The organism is Pantoea dispersa (assembly GCF_014155765.1).
GTDB lineage: Bacteria > Pseudomonadota > Gammaproteobacteria > Enterobacterales > Enterobacteriaceae > Pantoea > Pantoea dispersa.
Genome location: NZ_SCKT01000003.1, coordinates 217,218 through 235,714 on the forward strand (window position 1 = coordinate 217,218; position 18,497 = coordinate 235,714).

Annotated in this window: 17 protein-coding genes, 6 tRNA genes and 1 other RNA gene; 9 read left to right on the forward strand and 15 right to left on the reverse strand. The window is 55.8% G+C overall.

All coding sequences use genetic code 11. From position 1 onward, the window contains the following. Positions 1-104 precede the first annotated feature (104 nt). Positions 105-785 (forward strand): response regulator transcription factor, encoded by a 681-nt coding sequence (locus tag H7K56_RS11045; protein ID WP_021508079.1) that lies wholly within the window; start codon positions 105-107, stop codon positions 783-785. Further along, entirely contained in the window at positions 782-2,143 is a 1,362-nt protein-coding gene (locus H7K56_RS11050) for an ATP-binding protein (RefSeq protein WP_021508080.1), read from the forward strand. The genes H7K56_RS11045 and H7K56_RS11050 overlap by 4 nt, the downstream gene beginning before the upstream one ends. Positions 2,144-2,386: 243 nt before the next feature. Here the strand turns inward: H7K56_RS11050 and crr are convergent, their stop codons facing one another. The 6 genes from crr to cysZ form a co-directional block, all read right to left on the reverse strand. Further along, positions 2,387-2,890, reverse strand: a complete 504-nt coding sequence (gene crr / locus H7K56_RS11055; RefSeq protein ID WP_010617547.1) for a PTS glucose transporter subunit IIA — start codon at positions 2,888-2,890, stop codon at positions 2,387-2,389. A gap of 42 nt (positions 2,891-2,932) precedes the next feature. Then, positions 2,933-4,660, reverse strand: coding sequence for a phosphoenolpyruvate-protein phosphotransferase PtsI (gene ptsI, locus H7K56_RS11060; RefSeq protein WP_021508081.1), 1,728 nt, complete (start codon positions 4,658-4,660; stop codon positions 2,933-2,935). A 159-nt stretch (positions 4,661-4,819) separates the two neighbouring features. Then, complete coding sequence (gene ptsH / locus H7K56_RS11065) at positions 4,820-5,077, reverse strand: phosphocarrier protein Hpr (protein ID WP_007889063.1); 258 nt, start codon at positions 5,075-5,077, stop codon at positions 4,820-4,822. Positions 5,078-5,255: 178 nt separating this feature from the next. Next, positions 5,256-5,450, reverse strand: coding sequence for a hypothetical protein (locus H7K56_RS11070; protein ID WP_021508082.1), 195 nt, complete (start codon positions 5,448-5,450; stop codon positions 5,256-5,258). 16 nt (positions 5,451-5,466) lie between these two features. Further along, a complete protein-coding gene (cysK, locus tag H7K56_RS11075; RefSeq protein WP_021508083.1) occupies positions 5,467-6,438 on the reverse strand; it encodes a cysteine synthase A in 972 nt (323 codons plus the stop codon). 140 nt (positions 6,439-6,578) lie between these two features. Next, on the reverse strand, positions 6,579-7,340 hold the full coding sequence (gene cysZ / locus H7K56_RS11080; protein WP_127834407.1) for a sulfate transporter CysZ: 762 nt from the start codon (positions 7,338-7,340) through the stop codon (positions 6,579-6,581). A 217-nt stretch (positions 7,341-7,557) separates the two neighbouring features. Between cysZ and zipA the strand changes: the two genes are divergently transcribed. The 3 genes from zipA (at position 7,558) to H7K56_RS11095 (ending at position 10,852) form a co-directional block, all read left to right on the forward strand. Beyond that, positions 7,558-8,541, forward strand: a complete 984-nt coding sequence (zipA, locus tag H7K56_RS11085) for a cell division protein ZipA (protein WP_150361612.1) — start codon at positions 7,558-7,560, stop codon at positions 8,539-8,541. 72 nt (positions 8,542-8,613) lie between these two features. Continuing rightward, positions 8,614-10,632 carry an NAD-dependent DNA ligase LigA gene (gene ligA / locus H7K56_RS11090; protein ID WP_058758355.1) on the forward strand — a complete coding sequence of 673 codons (2,019 nt, stop codon included), beginning with the start codon at positions 8,614-8,616 and terminating at the stop codon, positions 10,630-10,632. 1 nt (position 10,633) lies between these two features. Next, positions 10,634-10,852, forward strand: coding sequence for a DUF3820 family protein (locus H7K56_RS11095; protein WP_021508087.1), 219 nt, complete (start codon positions 10,634-10,636; stop codon positions 10,850-10,852). 31 nt (positions 10,853-10,883) lie between these two features. Here the strand turns inward: H7K56_RS11095 and H7K56_RS11100 are convergent, their stop codons facing one another. Continuing rightward, positions 10,884-11,885: a bile acid:sodium symporter family protein gene (locus H7K56_RS11100; protein WP_021508088.1), complete on the reverse strand. Its 1,002-nt coding sequence runs from the start codon at positions 11,883-11,885 to the stop codon at positions 10,884-10,886. A 101-nt stretch (positions 11,886-11,986) separates the two neighbouring features. Here H7K56_RS11100 and H7K56_RS11105 point away from each other — a divergent pair, with 101 nt between their 5' ends. Further along, positions 11,987-12,907: a LysR family transcriptional regulator gene (locus H7K56_RS11105; protein WP_150361611.1), complete on the forward strand. Its 921-nt coding sequence runs from the start codon at positions 11,987-11,989 to the stop codon at positions 12,905-12,907. Here the strand turns inward: H7K56_RS11105 and H7K56_RS11110 are convergent. From H7K56_RS11110 to H7K56_RS11135, 6 genes are all read right to left on the reverse strand, one after another. Next, positions 12,904-13,260 (reverse strand): FlxA-like family protein, encoded by a 357-nt coding sequence (locus tag H7K56_RS11110; RefSeq protein WP_021508090.1) that lies wholly within the window; start codon positions 13,258-13,260, stop codon positions 12,904-12,906. The two genes, H7K56_RS11105 and H7K56_RS11110, sit on opposite strands and share 4 nt — an antisense overlap. A gap of 893 nt (positions 13,261-14,153) precedes the next feature. Beyond that, a non-coding RNA gene (locus H7K56_RS11115) (RtT sRNA) lies at positions 14,154-14,290 on the reverse strand. Between the two features lie 44 nt (positions 14,291-14,334). Then, positions 14,335-14,485, reverse strand: a tRNA-Lys gene (locus H7K56_RS11120). A 4-nt stretch (positions 14,486-14,489) separates the two neighbouring features. Further along, positions 14,490-14,565: transfer RNA gene (locus H7K56_RS11125), tRNA-Val, on the reverse strand. A gap of 41 nt (positions 14,566-14,606) precedes the next feature. Then, a tRNA-Val gene (locus H7K56_RS11130) sits at positions 14,607-14,682 on the reverse strand. 41 nt (positions 14,683-14,723) lie between these two features. Then, positions 14,724-14,799: transfer RNA gene (locus H7K56_RS11135), tRNA-Val, on the reverse strand. 273 nt (positions 14,800-15,072) lie between these two features. Here H7K56_RS11135 and gltX point away from each other — a divergent pair. Then, positions 15,073-16,494, forward strand: a complete 1,422-nt coding sequence (gene gltX / locus H7K56_RS11140; RefSeq protein WP_132464861.1) for a glutamate--tRNA ligase — start codon at positions 15,073-15,075, stop codon at positions 16,492-16,494. A gap of 83 nt (positions 16,495-16,577) precedes the next feature. On the opposite strand, the gene H7K56_RS11145 is transcribed toward gltX, so the two are convergent. Then, positions 16,578-16,931, reverse strand: coding sequence for a YfeC-like transcriptional regulator (locus H7K56_RS11145; protein WP_058758359.1), 354 nt, complete (start codon positions 16,929-16,931; stop codon positions 16,578-16,580). A 111-nt stretch (positions 16,932-17,042) separates the two neighbouring features. Beyond that, positions 17,043-17,831 carry a formate/nitrite transporter family protein gene (locus H7K56_RS11150; RefSeq protein ID WP_021508241.1) on the reverse strand — a complete coding sequence of 263 codons (789 nt, stop codon included), beginning with the start codon at positions 17,829-17,831 and terminating at the stop codon, positions 17,043-17,045. A gap of 361 nt (positions 17,832-18,192) precedes the next feature. On the opposite strand from H7K56_RS11150, the gene H7K56_RS11155 reads away from it, so the two are divergent. After that, positions 18,193-18,268: transfer RNA gene (locus H7K56_RS11155), tRNA-Ala, on the forward strand. Between the two features lie 44 nt (positions 18,269-18,312). Beyond that, positions 18,313-18,388, forward strand: a tRNA-Ala gene (locus tag H7K56_RS11160). The last annotated feature ends 109 nt before the right edge of the window (positions 18,389-18,497 follow it).

Below are 18,497 nucleotides of genomic sequence, written 5' to 3' on the forward strand. Positions count from 1 at the left end.
CCCTAAGCATGTTCTGACGCGGTCACTGTAAGGATCGCGTAAAACCGGCTGCTTTCCCGCGGCACTCAGGACAAAATAGCGGCAATTTTGTACGAGAGAAAAAGATGAAAATCCTGCTTGTTGATGACGATGTTGAACTTGGCACCATGCTGAGCCAGTACCTGATTGCCGAAGGTTTTGAAACCCAGCTGGTGCTGACCGGCAGCGCCGGGATTGAAGGGGCGTTATCCGGACACTACACCGCGATGATTCTCGACATCATGCTGCCGGATATGAGCGGTATTGATGTGCTGCGTCAGGTGCGGCAGAACAGCCGCCTGCCGGTGATCATGCTGACGGCGAAGGGCGACAATATCGATCGCGTTATCGGCCTGGAGATGGGCGCGGATGACTACGTGCCCAAACCCTGCTATCCGCGCGAGCTGGTGGCGCGTCTGCGCGCGGTGCTGCGTCGCTTTGAAGATCAGGCACCGGTGCCGGATAAGAAAGAGGTCCTGCGCTGGGGCGATCTCAGCCTGAACCCGGCCACGCGTATCACGGAGTGGCAGGGCAAAGCTTTTGATCTCACCGCGTCGGAGTTCAATCTGCTGGATCTGCTGCTGCGCGCACCGGACCGCGTAGTGTCCAAAGATGAGCTGTCGGAGAAGGGGCTGGGCCGTCCGCGTGAAGCTTACGATCGCAGCGTGGACGTGCACATCAGCAATATCCGCCAGAAGCTGGCTGCGCTGACCGCAGACAGCGTGAATATTGAAACCGTGCGCAGCATTGGTTATCGCATTCGATGAAACACAGCTACCGTGGCCGCATGTTCTGGAAGATCCTGCTGGGCTTCTGGATTGTGTTTGTGATTATCAGCCAGCTGCTGTGGCTGGGCTTTACCTTGTCAGGAAACCGTCACGAGCCGCCGGAGATTGTGGCGGTGCGCCGTATCGTCAATCTGCAAATGGCTTCAGCGGTGTCGGTACTGGAGCGCGGCGGCCCCAGCTCGCTCGACGATATGATGGCCGACTGGGAGCCGAACGATCGCCAGTTTTTCTCAGTGATTCAGCACGCCAGACCGGCCACTACGCCGGACAATGCGCCGCCGGAGACCTTTAATCAGCCGTTTCACGGCCCGTTTCCGCAGGTGATTGTGCGCTGGGTGAAGGGCGCTGACGGTAAAGAGTACGAACTGCGCTATGACGTCAAAGGGCTGCGTGAAGACAGTTCAATGGGCGGCGGAGGCCCGCGTCGTATTCTGAATATCCCCGAGCCGATGTTTACCTTTGCCGGCGCGCTGGGGCTGCTGTTCAGTCTGCTGCTGGCGTGGAACCTGACGCGGCCAATGCGTCAGCTGCGCGAGGGGTTTGCCCGCGTGTCGCGCGGTGATTTGTCGGTGCGGCTCTATCCGGTAATGCGCCGCCGCCATGATGAGCTGTCGATTGTGGCTCAGGATTTTGATGCGATGGTGGAGCGGCTGGATACGCTGGTGAAAGCGCGCGAGGAGCTGCTGCACGATATCTCCCACGAGCTGCGCTCACCGCTGGCGCGCCTGCAGTTAGCCACCGGTCTGGCGCGCCAGACGCCGGAGTCGGTAGCCTCCTCACTGAATCGCATCGACGAGGAGGCGCGCCGTCTGGATAAGATGATCGGCGAACTGCTGACGCTGTCGCGCGCTGAACATGAGAGCATGCCTGGCGAGCAGTATTTTGACCTGACCGGCCTGCTGCATGCGGTGGTAACCGATGTGCGCTACGAAGCGCAGATCCCCGGTGTGCACGTAGATTTTCTGGTGGATGAGAACGCGGATTACACCGTGCGCGGTAATGCTGAGCTAATCCGCCGCGGCGTGGAGAATGTGCTGCGCAACGCGCTGCGTTTCTCGCATCAGGGGCAGCATATCAGCGTGCAGTTGCAGGCGGAGAATCAGTGGCTGGCGATTCGCGTGCGCGATCAGGGGCCGGGCGTGGATGATGAGAAGCTGTCGAGTATCTTCGATCCGTTCGTTCGGGTGAATTCGCCGCTGATGGGCAAAGGTTACGGGCTGGGACTGTCGATCGTGCGCAAAGTGGTTCTCGCACATCACGGCGAAGTTCAGGCAGTGAATCGTCCGGAAGGCGGGCTGGAAGTGACGCTGCGGCTGCCGCGCTGGAAGCAGGCGTAAATTATCACGCCAGGCGCAGGCGGTCAGGACGACCGGACAGATCGCAAAGACGGCATAAACCGTCCCTGGGCCTCGGCCCGCGCCATCCATGGCGCGGGACGCTTTGCTCCTCTGCCCGGTCGTCCTGCCCTCAAACAGGCACGGTGCGCTTTGCCAGAAGCGCTCGCCTGCAAATCTTTCATCAACGTGTGAAAAAACAAAAACGGCACCCATTGGGTGCCGTTTTCACGCAATCAGCGCGGTTTACTTCCTGATGCGGATAACCGGCGTTTCGCCCACGGTAACCTGACCGGAGAGTTTCACCAGGTCTTTGATCTCATCCATATTCGAGATCACGACCGGGGTCAGCGTGGATTTGGCTTTCTCTTCCAGCAGCGGCAGATCAAACTCGATCACCACATCGCCTTTTTTCACTTTCTGGCCTTCTTCAGCGATGCGTTTGAAGCCTTCACCTTTCAGTTCTACCGTGTCGATACCGAAGTGCACAAACAGTTCGATGCCGTTATCAGACTCGATAGAAAACGCGTGGTTGGTTTCGAAAATCTTGCCGATAGTGCCATCCACTGGTGCAACCATTTTGTTGCCAGTAGGTTTGATGGCGATACCATCACCGACGATTTTCTCTGCGAATACCACATCAGGTACGTCTTCGATATTCACGATTTCGCCTGACAGAGGCGCAACGATATCGATAGTCCCTGACGCGCTCTCTGATTTATCGCCAAAAAGTTTAGAAAACAAACCCATGATCTTCTCCTAAGCAGTAATTTGGGGCCAGCGTCTCGTGGATCAGCAGAGCGTTTTTTCTTTGATGAACTTGTTCACCAGGTTCATCAAATCTTCCGCTGTGGGTTGAGCCAGAGCCTGCTCTGCCAGTGCCTTCGCATCTTCGAAATTGGTATTGCGAATGATCTTCTTGATGCTTGGGATTGAAATGGCACTCATGCTGAATTCGTCCAGCCCCATTCCCAGTAACAGTAGTGTAGCACGTTCATCACCAGCCAGCTCACCACACATGCCGGTCCATTTCCCTTCGGCATGTGATGCGTCGATCACTTGCTTAATGAGGCCCAGTACAGATGGCGTCATTGGGTTATAGAGGTGTGAAATCAAATCATTACCACGATCGACCGCCAGAGTATACTGCGTCAGGTCATTTGTCCCAATACTAAAGAAGTCGACTTCTTTCGCCAGATGGCGGGCAATCACTGCGGAAGCCGGGGTTTCCACCATGATGCCCACTTCAATGGACTCATCAAAGGCTTTACCTTCTTCACGCAGCTGTGCCTTCAGCATCTCCAGTTCAGCCTTCAGGAAGCGCACTTCTTCCACCGAGATGATCATCGGGAACATGATGCGCAGTTTGCCGAAGGAAGACGCACGCAGAATGGCGCGCAGCTGGGCATGCAGAATCTCTTTGCGGTCCATGGCGATACGAATCGCACGCCAGCCGAGGAACGGGTTCTCTTCTTTTGGCAGGTTCATGTACGGCAGATCTTTGTCGCCGCCGATGTCCATAGTACGCACGATCACGGCCTGGGAACCCATCGCTTCCGCCACGGCTTTGTAAGCCTGGAACTGCTCTTCTTCGCTTGGCAGCGAATCGCGGTCCATGAACAGGAATTCAGTACGGTACAGACCAACACCTTCCGCGCCGTTGCGCTCAGCACCGGCGACATCACGCACGGTACCGATGTTGGCGCATACTTCAACCTGATGGCCGTCCAGCGTAATCGCTGGCAGATCTTTCAGTTTCGCCAGCTCGTGCTTCTCAGACAGATACTGCGTCTGAATCGCTTTCAACTCTTCCTGCACGTCGTCGGTCGGATTGACGTAAATCTTGTTGTTCACGCCATCGATAATCAGGAAATCACCGTTTTTCACGGTAGCGGTCACGTTACCGGTGCCGACAATCGCAGGCAGCTCCAGCGAACGCGCCATGATCGAGGTGTGTGAAGTACGGCCACCCAGATCGGTAATAAAGCCCAGCACCTTTTTCAGGTTCAGCTGTGCGGTTTCGGATGGCGTCAGATCTTTCGCCACCAGAATGGATTCGTCAGCAATGGCGCTCAGGTCAACGATATGCAGACCCAGAATGTTCTGCAGCAGACGCTTGCCGATGTCACGTACGTCAGCCGCGCGCTCTTTCAGATATTCGTCGTCGAGCTCTTCCAGCGCTTTTGCCTGGCCTTCAACCACAGAGTGGGCGGCGGCGTCAGCGGTTACGTGATCTTTTTTAATCAGGTCGATGATTTCCTGCTCAAGCTCTTCGTCTTCGAGCAGCATGATGTGACCTTCAAAGATCGCCGCTTTCTCTTCACCGAAGGTTTCACCGGCTTTCACACGGATGGCTTCAAGCTGCCCGGCTGCTTTGCTGCGACCGTCGAGGAAGCGCTGAACTTCCTGCTCAACCTGGTCGTCAGTAATCTTTTTACGGCTGATGACGATCTCGTCTTCCTTCAGCAGCAGTGCTTTGCCGAAAGCGATACCCGGTGATGCTAAAATGCCTGAAATCATAACTCTACCTTTTAATCACGATGGCTCATTGACCCAATGCGTTGCCACTGTCGCGGAGCAGTACTCTAAGGAAGCAATAACGCGGACAGGTTGTCCGCGATCAACATAATTGCACTCAATGGGGCAAAGGAGTCGGTTTAATGGCTTGCCGGAGCGGAATTACTCCAGTTCAGCCATCAGTTTGACCAGATGCTCAACCGCCTGCTGCTCGTCTTCACCTTCTGCAGAAAGCGTAACAACCGTACCCTGAGTCAGACCCAGAGTCTGCAGTTTGAACAGGCTTTTCGCGCTGGCAGATTTGCCGTTAGAGGTCACGGTGATTTCAGACTGGAAAGCCTTCGCTTCTTTCACGAACTGAGCTGCAGGACGGGTATGGAGGCCGTTAGGTGCGGTAATGGTAACTTCTTGCTGGAACATTCTATTTCCCCAACTTTATCAGGTTTGGTGTTATGGATCTAAAGTCTAGCCTGGAGCCGTAACTTTAGCCTGTGTAGGTGCGCTGGTACGGCATCACGCTGACCAAAAAATGCGCTTGAATGAAAAAGTCATTTTTTCGATGACGGATCAAAACTGCTGCAATACGTCACTCTGCTGATTATGCCGTGATTCGCCGTTTCACCAAATCAGTAAATCGATTCAGCTTGATCCACTTCAAAGGCAGATTAATTTCAGGCACCGAAATAATTGGCTGCTTAAATACCAGAGCCGCATCACTGAAATCAATCTGCCCGGTGGTAAAAGTGAGATCTGCGCCACAAAAAAGCACCCATTTGGGTGCTTTTTTCATCATTTTCAGACTCTGTCGTTTACTGTTGCAGCTCTTTTTCGGTGAACAGATCGGCAAACAGTGCGGTACTGAGATAGCGTTCGCCGGAAGAGGGCAGAATCACCACGATATTTTTATTGGCGAAGGCTTCATCTTCCTGCAGCTTAAGGGCAGCCGCCACCGCTGCACCGGAAGAGATACCGGCCAGAATGCCTTCCTCTTCCATCAGCTGACGCGCGGTGCTGATCGCTTCTTCATTGGTGATGGCCACCACGCGGTCAATCAGTTTCAGGTCAAGGTTGCCCGGAATAAAACCGGCACCGATGCCCTGAATCTTGTGCGGGCCCGGTTTGATCTCTTCTCCCGCCAGCGCCTGCGCGATGACTGGGGAATCCGTAGGCTCAACGGCCACGGTGATCAAATCCTGCTTGCCTTTGGTGTTCTTGATGTAGCGGCTCACGCCGGTCAGCGTACCGCCGGTGCCCACGCCGGCAATGAAAACGTCTACGGCGCCGTCAGTGTCTTCCCAGATCTCCGGGCCAGTAGTCTTTTCGTGAATTTCCGGGTTGGCCGGGTTGCTGAACTGCTGCAGCAGCACATATTTGTCCGGATCGCTGGCAACAATCTCTTCTGCTTTAGCGATGGCGCCCTTCATGCCTTTTGGCCCTTCGGTCAGCACCAGATTGGCGCCCAGCGCTTTCAGCAGCTTGCGACGTTCAATCGACATGGTCTCAGGCATGGTCAGCGTCAGCTTGTAGCCGCGCGCAGCGGCGACATAGGCCAGCGCAATGCCGGTGTTGCCGCTGGTTGGCTCTACCAGCTCAACGCCCGGTTTCAGAATACCGCGTTTTTCTGCGTCCCAAATCATATTGGCACCGATACGGCATTTAACGCTGAAGCTCGGGTTACGCGACTCGACCTTCGCCAGAATGCGTCCATTACCGATGCGGTTCAGTCGAACCAGCGGCGTATGACCAATTGTCAGAGAGTTGTCTTCATAGATCTTACTCATAGCCCGTCCTTAACTGTATGAAATATTGGGAACCCTCAGAGCATACCTGTTCTGACCCCCGGCGGAAGGAAAGAAATCGTATATCTATATAGCCTGCGACCATAAGCCTGATGCAAAAATGCATAAGGCTTTTTGATGCATTATAGATGACGCGCATGCTGGCTGCGGTAGCGATCGACCCACATGGCGGTCGCGCCGCATACCGCGACCGGCATGATGGCGAGATTGAGGATCGGAATCATGGTGAACAGACTGACCAGCGCGCCAAACTGCATATTGGCGGTTTTATGCTGACGCAGCGCGTTACGCATCTGAGGAAAACTGACTTTGTGGTTGTCGAACGGATAGTCGCAATATTGTATTGATAGCATCCAGGCGCTAAACAGAAACCACAACACCGGTGCCACGGTCTGGCCAAAGCCGGGGATAAAATAGAGCAGCAGCAGGCCCAGCGCGCGCGGCAAATAGTAGCCGAGCTTCTGTAACTCGCGCTTCATGATGCGCGGGATGTCTTTCATCATGCCGAGCCAGCCACTGTCCGGCAGGGGTTTTCCGGTCAGACGACCTTCCAGCTGCTCCGCCAGCAGGCCGCAAAACGGCGCGGCAATCCAGTTGGCGATGGTGGAGAAGAAATAGCTGAATACCAGCACAATCGAAATCACCGACAGCGGCCACAGCAGATAGCTCAGCCACTGCAGCCAGTCCGGCACGTGCGACATCAGCTGTGGAATCCACTGGCCGAGGCGCTGAAACAGCCAGATAAACGCACCGCCCAGCAGCACAATGTTCACCAGCAGCGGGATGATGACGTAGCGGCGGATACCGGGCAGACGCACCAGTTTCCAGCCCTGGGCAAAATAATGAATACCATTCATGGATGAGACCGAATTCTCAGCGGGCATAGCGAGCCTTTCTCCTTTATGTAGCGGCGCCAACATCATAACCTGGCTTTTTATCGGTGACAGGCGCACTTTGCGCGAAAAAACAGCAAAAAAGCGTGGGGCAGCTATCTTATTTGTCAGAAAATACTGCACAGACTTGCACTTGTGTAGCTGGGCAAATACAGTTAGAGGATAAAGTTTGCCGTGGTGGCAAGGTATTGGAACAACAGAGAATACAATGATGCAGGATTTGCGTCTGATATTAATCGTTGTTGGCGCGATCGCCATAATAGCGCTGCTTCTTCACGGACTGTGGACCAGCCGTAAAGAGCGCTCTTCCGTGTTTCGCGATCGCCCGCACAAACGTCTGAAACAGCGTGAAGAAGCGGATGACGATGATCTGCTGAACAGCGAAGACGATGGCGTCGGCGAAGTACGCGTGCGTCGTCAGCGTGATGCCGAAGACGAGCCGCAGTTCGATGCGCCGGTCACCAAACCTGCTGCTCCGCGTGCGCCGGAACCGGTGCGTCAGCCGTTCCCACGCAAGGAAACGCCGTTAAGCGGCGATCCGCTGCTGGACGATGAGCCGGTACGTCAGCCTGCACCTGCGCCACAACCGCAGGCGCCGGTGGCGCAGCCCGTGCCACAGCCACAACCGATTCAGGCCGATCCGCTGCTGGATAATGAACCGCTGTCCGCCACCCAGCCGGCACCGGAGTTTACCGCCGCCGAGCCGGAGGTTAAACAACCTGAACCTGCGCCTGTGCAGGAAGCTGCACCGCAACCGCAGCCCGCTGCGCCGGGCAGTAAAAAAGAAGCGGTGCTGGTGTTGCACGTTGCCGCGCATGCCGGTGGCGCACTGAACGGTGAAGCGCTGCTGCAGGGCATTCTGCAGGCTGGCTTCCAGTTTGGTGAAATGAACATTTTCCATCGCCATCTCAGCCCGGCCGGTAGCGGTCCGGTGCTGTTCAGCCTGGCGAACATGGTCAAACCGGGTTCGTTCAATCCGGATGAAATGGGCGATTTCACCACGCCGGGCGTCTCAATCTTTATGATGGTGCCGTCCTACGGTGACGCCAATCAGAACTTTAAGCTGATGCTGCAATCGGCACAGCGCATCGCCGATGATGTCGGTGGCGTAGTGCTGGATGATGAGCGTCGCATGATGACACCACAAAAGCTGGAAACCTACAAAGCACGCATCCGCGAGGTTATTGGCTAAACGCCGCCAGCAGTATCACCCTTTAACTAAATAACCCCCGCTTGCCGGGGGTTTTTTATCGGACGAGAGAATATGACATCGGTTCAGGAGCAGATCACCGCGCTGCGCACCACGTTACGCCACCACGAATACCTCTATCACGTGATGGATACGCCGGAAATCCCGGATGCAGAATATGACCGATTGATGCGCGAACTGCGTGAGCTGGAGAGCGCGCATCCCGATTTAATCACCCCGGATTCTCCCACCCAGCGCGTAGGCGCGGCACCGCTTGCCACCTTTGAACAGGTGCGCCACGAAGTGCCGATGCTGTCGCTCGATAACACCTTTGATGAAGCCGGATTTCTTGCCTTCAATAAGCGCGTGCAGGATCGCCTGAAAAGCACTGACGATCTCACCTATTGCTGCGAGCTGAAGCTGGATGGTCTGGCAGTGAGTTTACTGTATGAAAACGGCCTGCTGGTGCGAGCCGCCACGCGCGGCGATGGCACCACCGGCGAAAACATCACGGCGAATGTACGCACCATTCACGCCATTCCGCTGCGCCTGCACGGCGACAATATTCCGGCGCGGGTAGAAGTGCGCGGCGAAGTATTTATGACTGAAAGCGGCTTTGAGAAGCTGAATGAGGAAGCGCGACGCACCGGCGGCAAAGTATTTGCCAACCCGCGTAATGCGGCGGCCGGCTCGCTGCGCCAGCTCGATCCGCGTATCACCGCGAAACGTCCGCTGACCTTCTTCTGCTACGGCTTTGGCCTGCTGGAGGGCGGCGAAATGCCTGCCAGCCACTGGCAGCGTCTGCAACAGTTTAAGGCCTGGGGATTACCGGTCAGCGATCGGATTCGCCTGGTGCACACCGCGGATGAAGTGCTGGCGTTTTATCGTCAGGTTGAGCAGGACCGTCCGTCACTCGGCTTTGATATTGACGGCGTGGTGATCAAAGTCGACTCGCAGGCGCTGCAGGAGCAGCTGGGCTTTGTGGCGCGCGCACCGCGCTGGGCGGTGGCATTCAAGTTCCCGGCGCAGGAGCAGATGACGGTGGTGCGCGACGTCGAGTTTCAGGTCGGACGTACCGGCGCGATTACGCCGGTGGCGCGCCTCGAACCGGTGCAGGTCGCGGGCGTGATAGTCAGTAATGCGACGCTGCACAACGCCGATGAAATCGCCCGGCTGGGGCTGCGTATCGGTGACAAAGTGGTGATTCGTCGCGCCGGTGACGTGATTCCGCAGGTGGTCAACGTGGTGGAATCCGAACGTCCGGCGGATGCGCGCGAGATTGTGTTTCCCAGCCACTGTCCGGTGTGCGGCTCTGACGTAGAGCGTGTGGAAGGCGAAGCCGTAACGCGCTGTACCGGCGGGCTGATTTGCGGCGCGCAGCGTAAAGAGGCGCTGAAGCACTTTGTCTCACGCCGTGCGATGGACGTGGACGGCATGGGCGATAAAATCATCGACCAGCTGGTGGAAAAAGAGTACGTCAAAACCCCGGCCGACCTGTTCCGTCTCACCGCCGGCAAGCTGACCGGACTGGACCGCATGGGGCCGAAATCGGCGCAAAACGTGGTGGACGCGCTGGAAAAAGCCAAATTCACCACGCTGCCGCGCTTCCTGTATGCGCTCGGCATCCGCGAAGTGGGTGAGGCGACGGCGGCCAACCTGGCGAACCACTTTGGCGAGCTGGAAAAGGTCATGAACGCCGATCTCGATGCGTTAATCGCGGTACAGGACGTCGGCAAAGTGGTGGCAGCGCACGTGCGCAACTTCATGGAAGAAGAGAGTAACCGTGAAGTGATCCGCCAGCTGACGGAGGAGGTGGGCGTGCACTGGCCGGCGGTGGTGGTGGTCAAAGCCGAAGAGATCGACAGCCCGTTCGCCGGAAAAACCGTGGTACTGACTGGCTCGCTGTCGCAGATGAACCGTGACGATGCCAAAGCGCGGCTGACGGCGCTGGGAGCCAAAGTCAGCGGCAGCGTGTCGAAAAAAACCGATTTGCTAATCGCCGGTGAGGCTGCCGGTTCCAAGCTGGCAAAAGCGCAGGAGCTGGGGATTGCGGTGATCGATGAAGCCGAAATGATTCGGTTATTGGGCGCCTGAGATGGATAAGCAGCAGCTGGTTGAAATTGCCAATACCGCGATGCCGTTTGGCAAATACAAAGGGCGGATGCTGATCGATGTGCCGGAAGAGTATCTGCTGTGGTTTGCGCGTAAAAATGAATTTCCCGCCGGCAAACTGGGTGAGCTGATGCAGCTGACGCTGGCGATCAAAATCGAAGGCTTACAGGGCTTAGTTAAACCGCTCAAGCGCAGTGAATAAGTGACAGGCCCGCAATTGCGGGCCTGATGTTTTATGACTTCTGCGCTTCAATCTGTTGCTTCGCCAGCTTCTTCTCATTACCGGCTTTATAGCGCTGGGCAATGAACGAGCACACCATCAGCTGTACCTGATGGAAGATCATCAGCGGCAGGACAATAATCCCCACTGCACTGGCCGGGAACAGAATGTTGGCCATCGGCACGCCGTTTGCCAGGCTCTTTTTCGAGCCGCAAAACAGCACCACAATCTCATCCGCACGGCTAAAGCCAAACAGCCGGGAAGCGCCAAGGTTGATCGCCAGTGCGACGAACAGAATCAGCAGGCTGCCAGCCAGAATCCACAGCAGGGTATCAACGCCGACGCGATGCCAGATGCCGTTAACCACCGCTTCACTGAACGCCGAATAGACCACCAGCAGAATCGAGGTTTGATCGGTTTTGCCAATCAGGCTGCGATGCTTCTCCACCCAGCCACCAATCCAGCGGCGTGCCAGGTGGCCCAGCACAAAGGGCACCAGCAGCTGCAGCATGATTTTACCAATCTGCTCCAGACCGTTGCCCGGCGCATCGCTGTGCACATTCATCACCAGGTTAACCAGCAGCGGCGAAATAAAGACGCCGAGCAGACTGGAGGCGGAGGCAGCACACACCGCCGCGGCAACGTTACCGCCCGCCATGGAGGTGAAAGCAATCGCGGACTGCACCGTCGCCGGCAGGATACACAAGTAGAGGAAACCGGTGTAAATCTCCGCGCCGACGTTGACCGGATGCCACCACACCAGCAGCAGGCCAAGGATCGGGAAAATCACGAAGGTGCTGCACATAATCCACAGATGCAGCCGCCAGTGGCTGCTGCCAGCGATGATCTTCTCACGCGACAGTTTGGCACCGTGCATGAAGAACAGCAGGGCGATGGCCGCAGTGGTCAGGTATTCGAAGAAATCGACAAACCCGCCTTTGGCCGGAAAGAAGCTGGCCAGCAGCACGGTGATGATGAGTTTGACCATCATCGGGTCAAGTCGTAAAAAGCCCATTGTTACAATCCGGTTAAATGTAATAAATGATGCTGCTGATTGTGCGTCAGACGCGTTTAGAAATAAAATTGATTTATTGCATTAATCTATGAGCGTAATCGATGAATTACACCTTACGACAGCTGCGCACCTTCGTGGCGGTGGCGCAGCACGGCAGTTTCAGCCAGGCAGGGCAGGCGATTGGGCTGAGCCAGTCGGCGGTCAGTCATAGCATTAAAGAGCTGGAAGAGGAGATGGGCGTACGGCTGCTGGATCGCACCACGCGCGAGGTGTTACTGAGCGAAGCCGGACAGCAACTGGCAACGCGGCTGGAACGACTGCTGGAGGAGCTCAATACCACTCTGCTCGATGTGCGCAGCTATGGCGAGCAGCGCAGCGGCACGGTGCGCGTGGCGGCCAGCCAGACGCCCTCGGCGCATCTTATGCCGCAATGTCTGGCCAGCAGCCAGCTGCGCTACCCCGACATTCGGGTGATTCTGCACGACCGCGTGCAGCAGTGGGTATTGCAGAGCGTGCGCAATGCGGAAGTCGATTTTGGCATCGTCATCGGTCCGCTGCAGGATGCGGATTTCGATAGCGAGGAGATTCTGCAGGAGCCGTTTTTACTGTTGTGCCATCAGGATGATGCGCTGGCGCAGGTGCCGCAGGCCCAGTGGTCAATGCTGGCTGGTCGCGCTATGGTGCTGCAGGATTACGCGTCGGGCAGCCGTTTGCTGGTCGATGCCGCATTGCAGCGGCTGGCGCTGAACGTGCAGGTGGTGCAGGAGATTGGCCATCCGGCCACGCTTTATCCGATGGTGGAAGCGGGCATTGGCATCAGTATCTTACCGGCACTGGCGCTGCCGCTGCCGTCTGGTCGTAAGCTGACGGTGCGCCGGCTCTATCCGGAGATCAATCGCAGCCTGATGCTGATTAAACGCAAAAATCGGTCACTCACCCCGGCAGCGGAGGCTATCTGGCAGGAAGTGCGTCAGCAGGCGGCGCTGCTGACGCAGGATCGCGCGCTTAATCCGGCTTTTTAAACATAAACGTCAAGTTGGTTGCTGTCGGTTGGGCGGTTGATACCATCCGCTTTCACTGCAGTAACCTCCTGTTTCTCCTGCTTCTGCTCCGCTTTCTCCTTTTCCTGCTTCTGCAACTGCTGGATTTGCGCCTGCAGCAACTGAATCTGCGCGTTAATCGTCTCCTGCTTATCCTTTCTTTGCTTCTCGGTCAGGCTTTTGTCCTTCGCAATGTCTTTCAGTTCATCATTCAGACTGGCGATTTGTTTAGTCAGGCTGGCGATTTTCGAAGCGCTATCGCTACTGCCGGATGCGCTTCCGGAGCCGGAAGTACTGCTGCTGCCAATATTGGTATTGGTCGAAATGGTGGTCATAACGTTCTCCTTGCAAATGTGCCCTTTCGTTATCGGAAGGCAGCCGCTGCGGCTTGAGGGTGAGAGGTGTTAAATTTGCGAAAAGGTTTCGTCAGGAACGAGGGCGGAAGGGAATAGGGCGGGCACGGCCTCAGGCTGAGCGGGTTCTTTCTTCACAGCTGAAGCGAAAAAGCGCCCTGAGAATGTAAGAGCGGTCAGATATGGCAACCGCAAGTCGCACACCATTTGTAGCGGCGCGATTCATCGCGCAATAAATTGCGCTGCTACCAAACGTGCAACCGTGGTTGAATGCAGTTGCAGCTTAACTGACAGTTTGGGAAGTGGGATGTGAAGAAACGAAAAAAGCGCCCGGTGGGCGTAAGGGCAACCAGGTAAGGCAACCGCAAATCGCACACCATTTGTAGCGGCGCGATTCATCGCGCAATAAATTGCGCCGCTACAACATGTGCAAACGTGGTTGAACGCAGTTGCAGCTTAACTGGCAGCCTGGGAAGTGGGATATGAAGAAACGAAAAAAGGCGCCCTGAGAACGTAAGAGCGGTCAGATATGGCAACCGCAAGTCACACCCTATTTGTAGCGGCGCGATTTATCGCGCAATAAATTGCGCCGCTACCAAACGTGCAACCATGGTTTAACGCAGTTGCAGCTTAACTGGTAGCCTGGGAAGTGGGATATGAAGAAACGAAAAAAGGCGCCGTGAGAACGTAAGAGCGCTCAGATATAGCAATCGCAAATCGCACATTATTCGTAGCGGCGCGATTCATCGCGCAATAAATTGCGCCGCTACCAAACGTGCAACCGTAGTTGAATGCAGTTTCAGCTTCACTGGCAGCCTGGGGAGTGGGATGTGAAGAAACGAAAAAAGCGCCCATTGGGCGCTCTTTTCTGAATTTGGTGGGTCGTGCAGGATATGCCTCGGCCCATCCGGGGCCTCGCCCTGCGGGTGATGCTGGCGCATCAGCCTGAATCGCTCCCGGCGATTCAGTCGAACCTGCAGCAGGTTCTCATCCTGCACGTTCAGCATCGGCGCACAGAAACGAAAAAAGCGCCCTGAGGGCGCTTTTTCCTGAATTTGGTGGGTCGTGCAGGATATGCCTCGGCCCATCCGGGGCCTCGCCCTGCGGGTGATGCTGGCGCATCAGCCTGAATCGCTCCCGGCGATTCAGTCGAACCTGCGACCAATTGATTAAAAGTCAACTGCTCTACCAACTGAGCTAACGACCCGAAGTGGTGGGTGATGACGGGCTCGAACCGCCGACCCCCTCCTTGTAAGGGAGATGCTCTACCAACTGAGCTAATCACCCACTTCGGTACTGCTTAACAAGAGTGTCATCTGACTAAGATATGGTGGGTGATGACGGGCTCGAACCGCCGACCCCCTCCTTGTAAGGGAGATGCTCTACCAACTGAGCTAATCACCCATATCTTATCTCTTGTTCACTGCGGGCCATCTCATTAAGAGTGGTGGGTGATGACGGGCTCGAACCGCCGACCCCCTCCTTGTAAGGGAGATGCTCTACCAACTGAGCTAATCACCCCCGCTGTGTGGAGTCGCATTATAGGGATCCTTCGAAGTGAGTCAACGCTTTTTAAAACATAAATGTGCGTTCGCTTTAAATTTAGACATCATGCAGCGCTTTTAGCCAATGTGCTGGTTTTATTAGCAGAAAAACGCACTTCTGCCCGCGCCGCCAGCGTGACAGTGATTGAGGAATCAGCCTCACCTGCTAGAATATGCGCACTGTTTTTCCGCGTTAACCCGTTTTTTTGTCATCCAGACAACGAAACCTGCGCATTTAAGGCAATGCTGAATGAAAATCAAAACTCGCTTCGCACCCAGCCCGACGGGCTACCTGCACGTCGGTGGTGCGCGTACTGCGCTTTACTCATGGCTTTATGCTCGCCATAACCAGGGCGAATTCGTCCTGCGTATCGAAGATACCGACCTGGAGCGCTCCACGCCGGAAGCGATCGAAGCCATTATGGATGGGATGAACTGGCTGAATCTCGACTGGGATGAGGGCCCGTACTACCAGACCAAACGTTTCGACCGTTATAACGACGTTATCGACGAAATGCTGGAAGCCGGTACTGCTTATAAATGCTATTGCTCGAAAGAGCGTCTGGACGCGCTGCGTGAAGAGCAGATGGAAAAAGGCGAGAAGCCCCGTTATGACGGCCGCTGCCGCGACAGCCATGAACATCATGCTGCCGATGAGCCGTGCGTGGTGCGCTTCCGCAACCCGCAGGACGGTTCGGTAATTTTTGACGATCAGATTCGTGGTCCGATCGAATTCAGCAACCAGGAACTGGATGATCTGATCATCCGCCGTACCGACGGTTCACCGACCTACAACTTCTGTGTGGTGGTCGACGACTGGGATATGGGCATCACGCACGTTATTCGTGGTGAAGACCATATCAACAATACGCCGCGTCAGATCAACATCCTGAAAGCGATTGGTGCGGAAGTGCCAACTTATGCGCACGTATCCATGATCCTTGGCGATGACGGTAAAAAGCTGTCCAAGCGTCACGGCGCAGTGGGCGTCATGCAGTATCGCGACGACGGCTACCTGCCGGAAGCGCTGCTTAATTATCTGGTGCGCCTCGGCTGGTCACATGGCGATCAGGAGATTTTCAGCGTGGCGGAAATGACCGAACTGTTCACCCTCGATGCGGTGAGCAAATCGGCCAGCGCCTTCAACACCGAGAAACTGCAGTGGCTCAACCACCATTACATTAATACGCTGCCGCCGGAATATGTCGCGACCCAGTTGCAGTGGCACATTGAGCAGCAGAACATCGATACCCGCACCGGACCGGAGCTGGCGAAGCTGGTGACGCTGCTGGGTGAGCGCTGCAAAACGCTGGTCGAAATCGCCGCGTCCTGCCGCTACTTCTATGAAGAGTTTGACGCGTTTGATGCGGATGCAGCGAAAAAGCATCTGCGTCCGGTGGCGCGTCAGCCGCTGGAAGTGGTACGCGACAAGCTGGCGGCCATCAGCGACAGCGACTGGAATGCGGAAAACGTGCATAACGCCATTCAGGCTGCTGCGGATGAACTTGAGCTCGGCATGGGCAAAGTCGGTATGCCGCTGCGCGTTGCCGTAACCGGTGCCGGTCAGTCGCCTGGGCTCGACGTGACGGTGGAAGCCATCGGCCGCAGCCGCAGCGTGGCGCGTATCGAAAAAGCGCTGGCGTTCATCGCGGAGCGTGAAGCACAGGCCTGATTGAGCTGAACAGCGGCCTGTCAGGCTGCTGTGATGAGGCAGGCAACAAAAAAGCCGGAAGCATCTCACTGCTTCCGGCTTTTCTATTCTTCCTGGATTCCTAACCGCTGTAATACGCCCCTGATCCCTTCCCGCAATAACAGCGCCGCCAGTTGTTCCTGTTCGGTGGCCGTCATTTGCTGGACAGAATTTATTAATAACGCAGGTAACGTATTTTGCTGAGCGCCATAATTTGCCGCCGGTTCGTTTGCATGGCGGGTGGACTGAATGAAGCTTTTGACACGCTCATCAATGTGGATTAATCGCGCCTTACCGCCCTGTACACCGGGCTTAGGCGTGGTCGTCCAGTTTTCACGCTTGATCCATTTATTCACCGTCTGCCGACTGTAGCCCGTTTCCAGCGCGAGCTCTTCGGGAGTGAGCCATTCCTTTTTCACGATGCTGTCCCTGTTAAATACATTAGCTCTACATATTACAACAAAACGTTACGGGGAAAAGTAATCAAGGCAGAAAATGCCTTTTGCTGTACGACAAAAGGCAAAATCGGTTTACTGCGCTTCGCTGACCGCCGCCTGTGCCGGACGGAAGGCGAGGAAATAGGTGAGGCCGACAAAGATCGCACCGCCCACACCATTGCCTAAAAATACCGCAACCACGTTAGGTGCAAATTCTGCCCAGCTCATCTGACCGGCAAAAATTGCGGCAGGCACGATAAACATGTTGGCCACCACGTGCTGGAAACCGATTGCCACGAAGGCCATCACCGGGAACCACATGCCGAAGATTTTGCCGACCATATCTTTACTGGCGAAGGCCAGCCACACCGCCAGACACACCAGCCAGTTGCAGCCGATGCCGGAGATGAACGCGTGCATAAAATCTGCGTTCACTTTGGCATGGGCGATCGCCACGGTTTTCTTCAGATAGTCGCCTTCGGTCATGCCGAGCAGATGGCCGAAGAACCATGCTACCGCAACGCTGCCAATAAAATTGGCGATGGTGACCCAAAACCAGTTGCGCAGCACGCTGAAACCGCTAATGCGGCGCGCGAACCAGGCAATGGGCAGCGTCATCATGTTGCCGGTCAGCAGTTCGCCACCCGCCAGCACGGTCAGAATCAGTCCGACCGGGAATACCGCCGCACCGAGGAAACCGGCAAACGAGCCCCATTCAGCAGGCAGCTGGTTAATAACGTGCAGATCGAGCAGGAAGCCGGTGGCGATAAACGCGCCAGCCATAAAGCCAAGAATTAATAAGGTGGAAACCGGCAGACGGCTTTTAGCCACGCCGGCCTGAATCGCCAGTTGCGCGATCTCTTTAGGTGTATGCAGCGACATAGTTCACTTTTCTTTTATTAAACAAGGAGGACGTGCTGGCCGGTTAGCGAGTGAATACCCTGGACGGCTAACCGGTTAATTAGCGCGCTAAGTTTTACACGCACCATTAACGAAAACAAGCCTGACGCTAACATCTTTAACCTAAAGTTAACCTCGGCGTGGCCCACCGTTGAGGCGGCGTTGATATAACGGCTGAGGGCAGGGATGACGAGTACGCGCTGCGCTGAAAAAAAAGCCACGGCGACACAGGGTTGCCGCCTTTTTCAGCGATCGCACGCAGAACGAGAATTTGCCGTTGACACTCAAACAGCGGTCTCATATTATGCCGTCCGTCGAGGCAACTCGGCGGTTTTTTCGGTACGGGGCTATAGCTCAGCTGGGAGAGCGCTTGCATGGCATGCAAGAGGTCAGCGGTTCGATCCCGCTTAGCTCCACCAAACCGCTCCCAACGGTTTGCACTGAAAAAACGAATTCCAGATGTGGGGGTATAGCTCAGCTGGGAGAGCGCTTGCATGGCATGCAAGAGGTCAGCGGTTCGATCCCGCTTATCTCCACCAATTCTCTGTTCGTTCAGAACAAACGTATTCAAAACCCGATAATAATACTGCCGTTTGCGCAGTGTGACGTTGCATTCGCCGACTGGCTGCGCGCAATGGCGCTGACCTG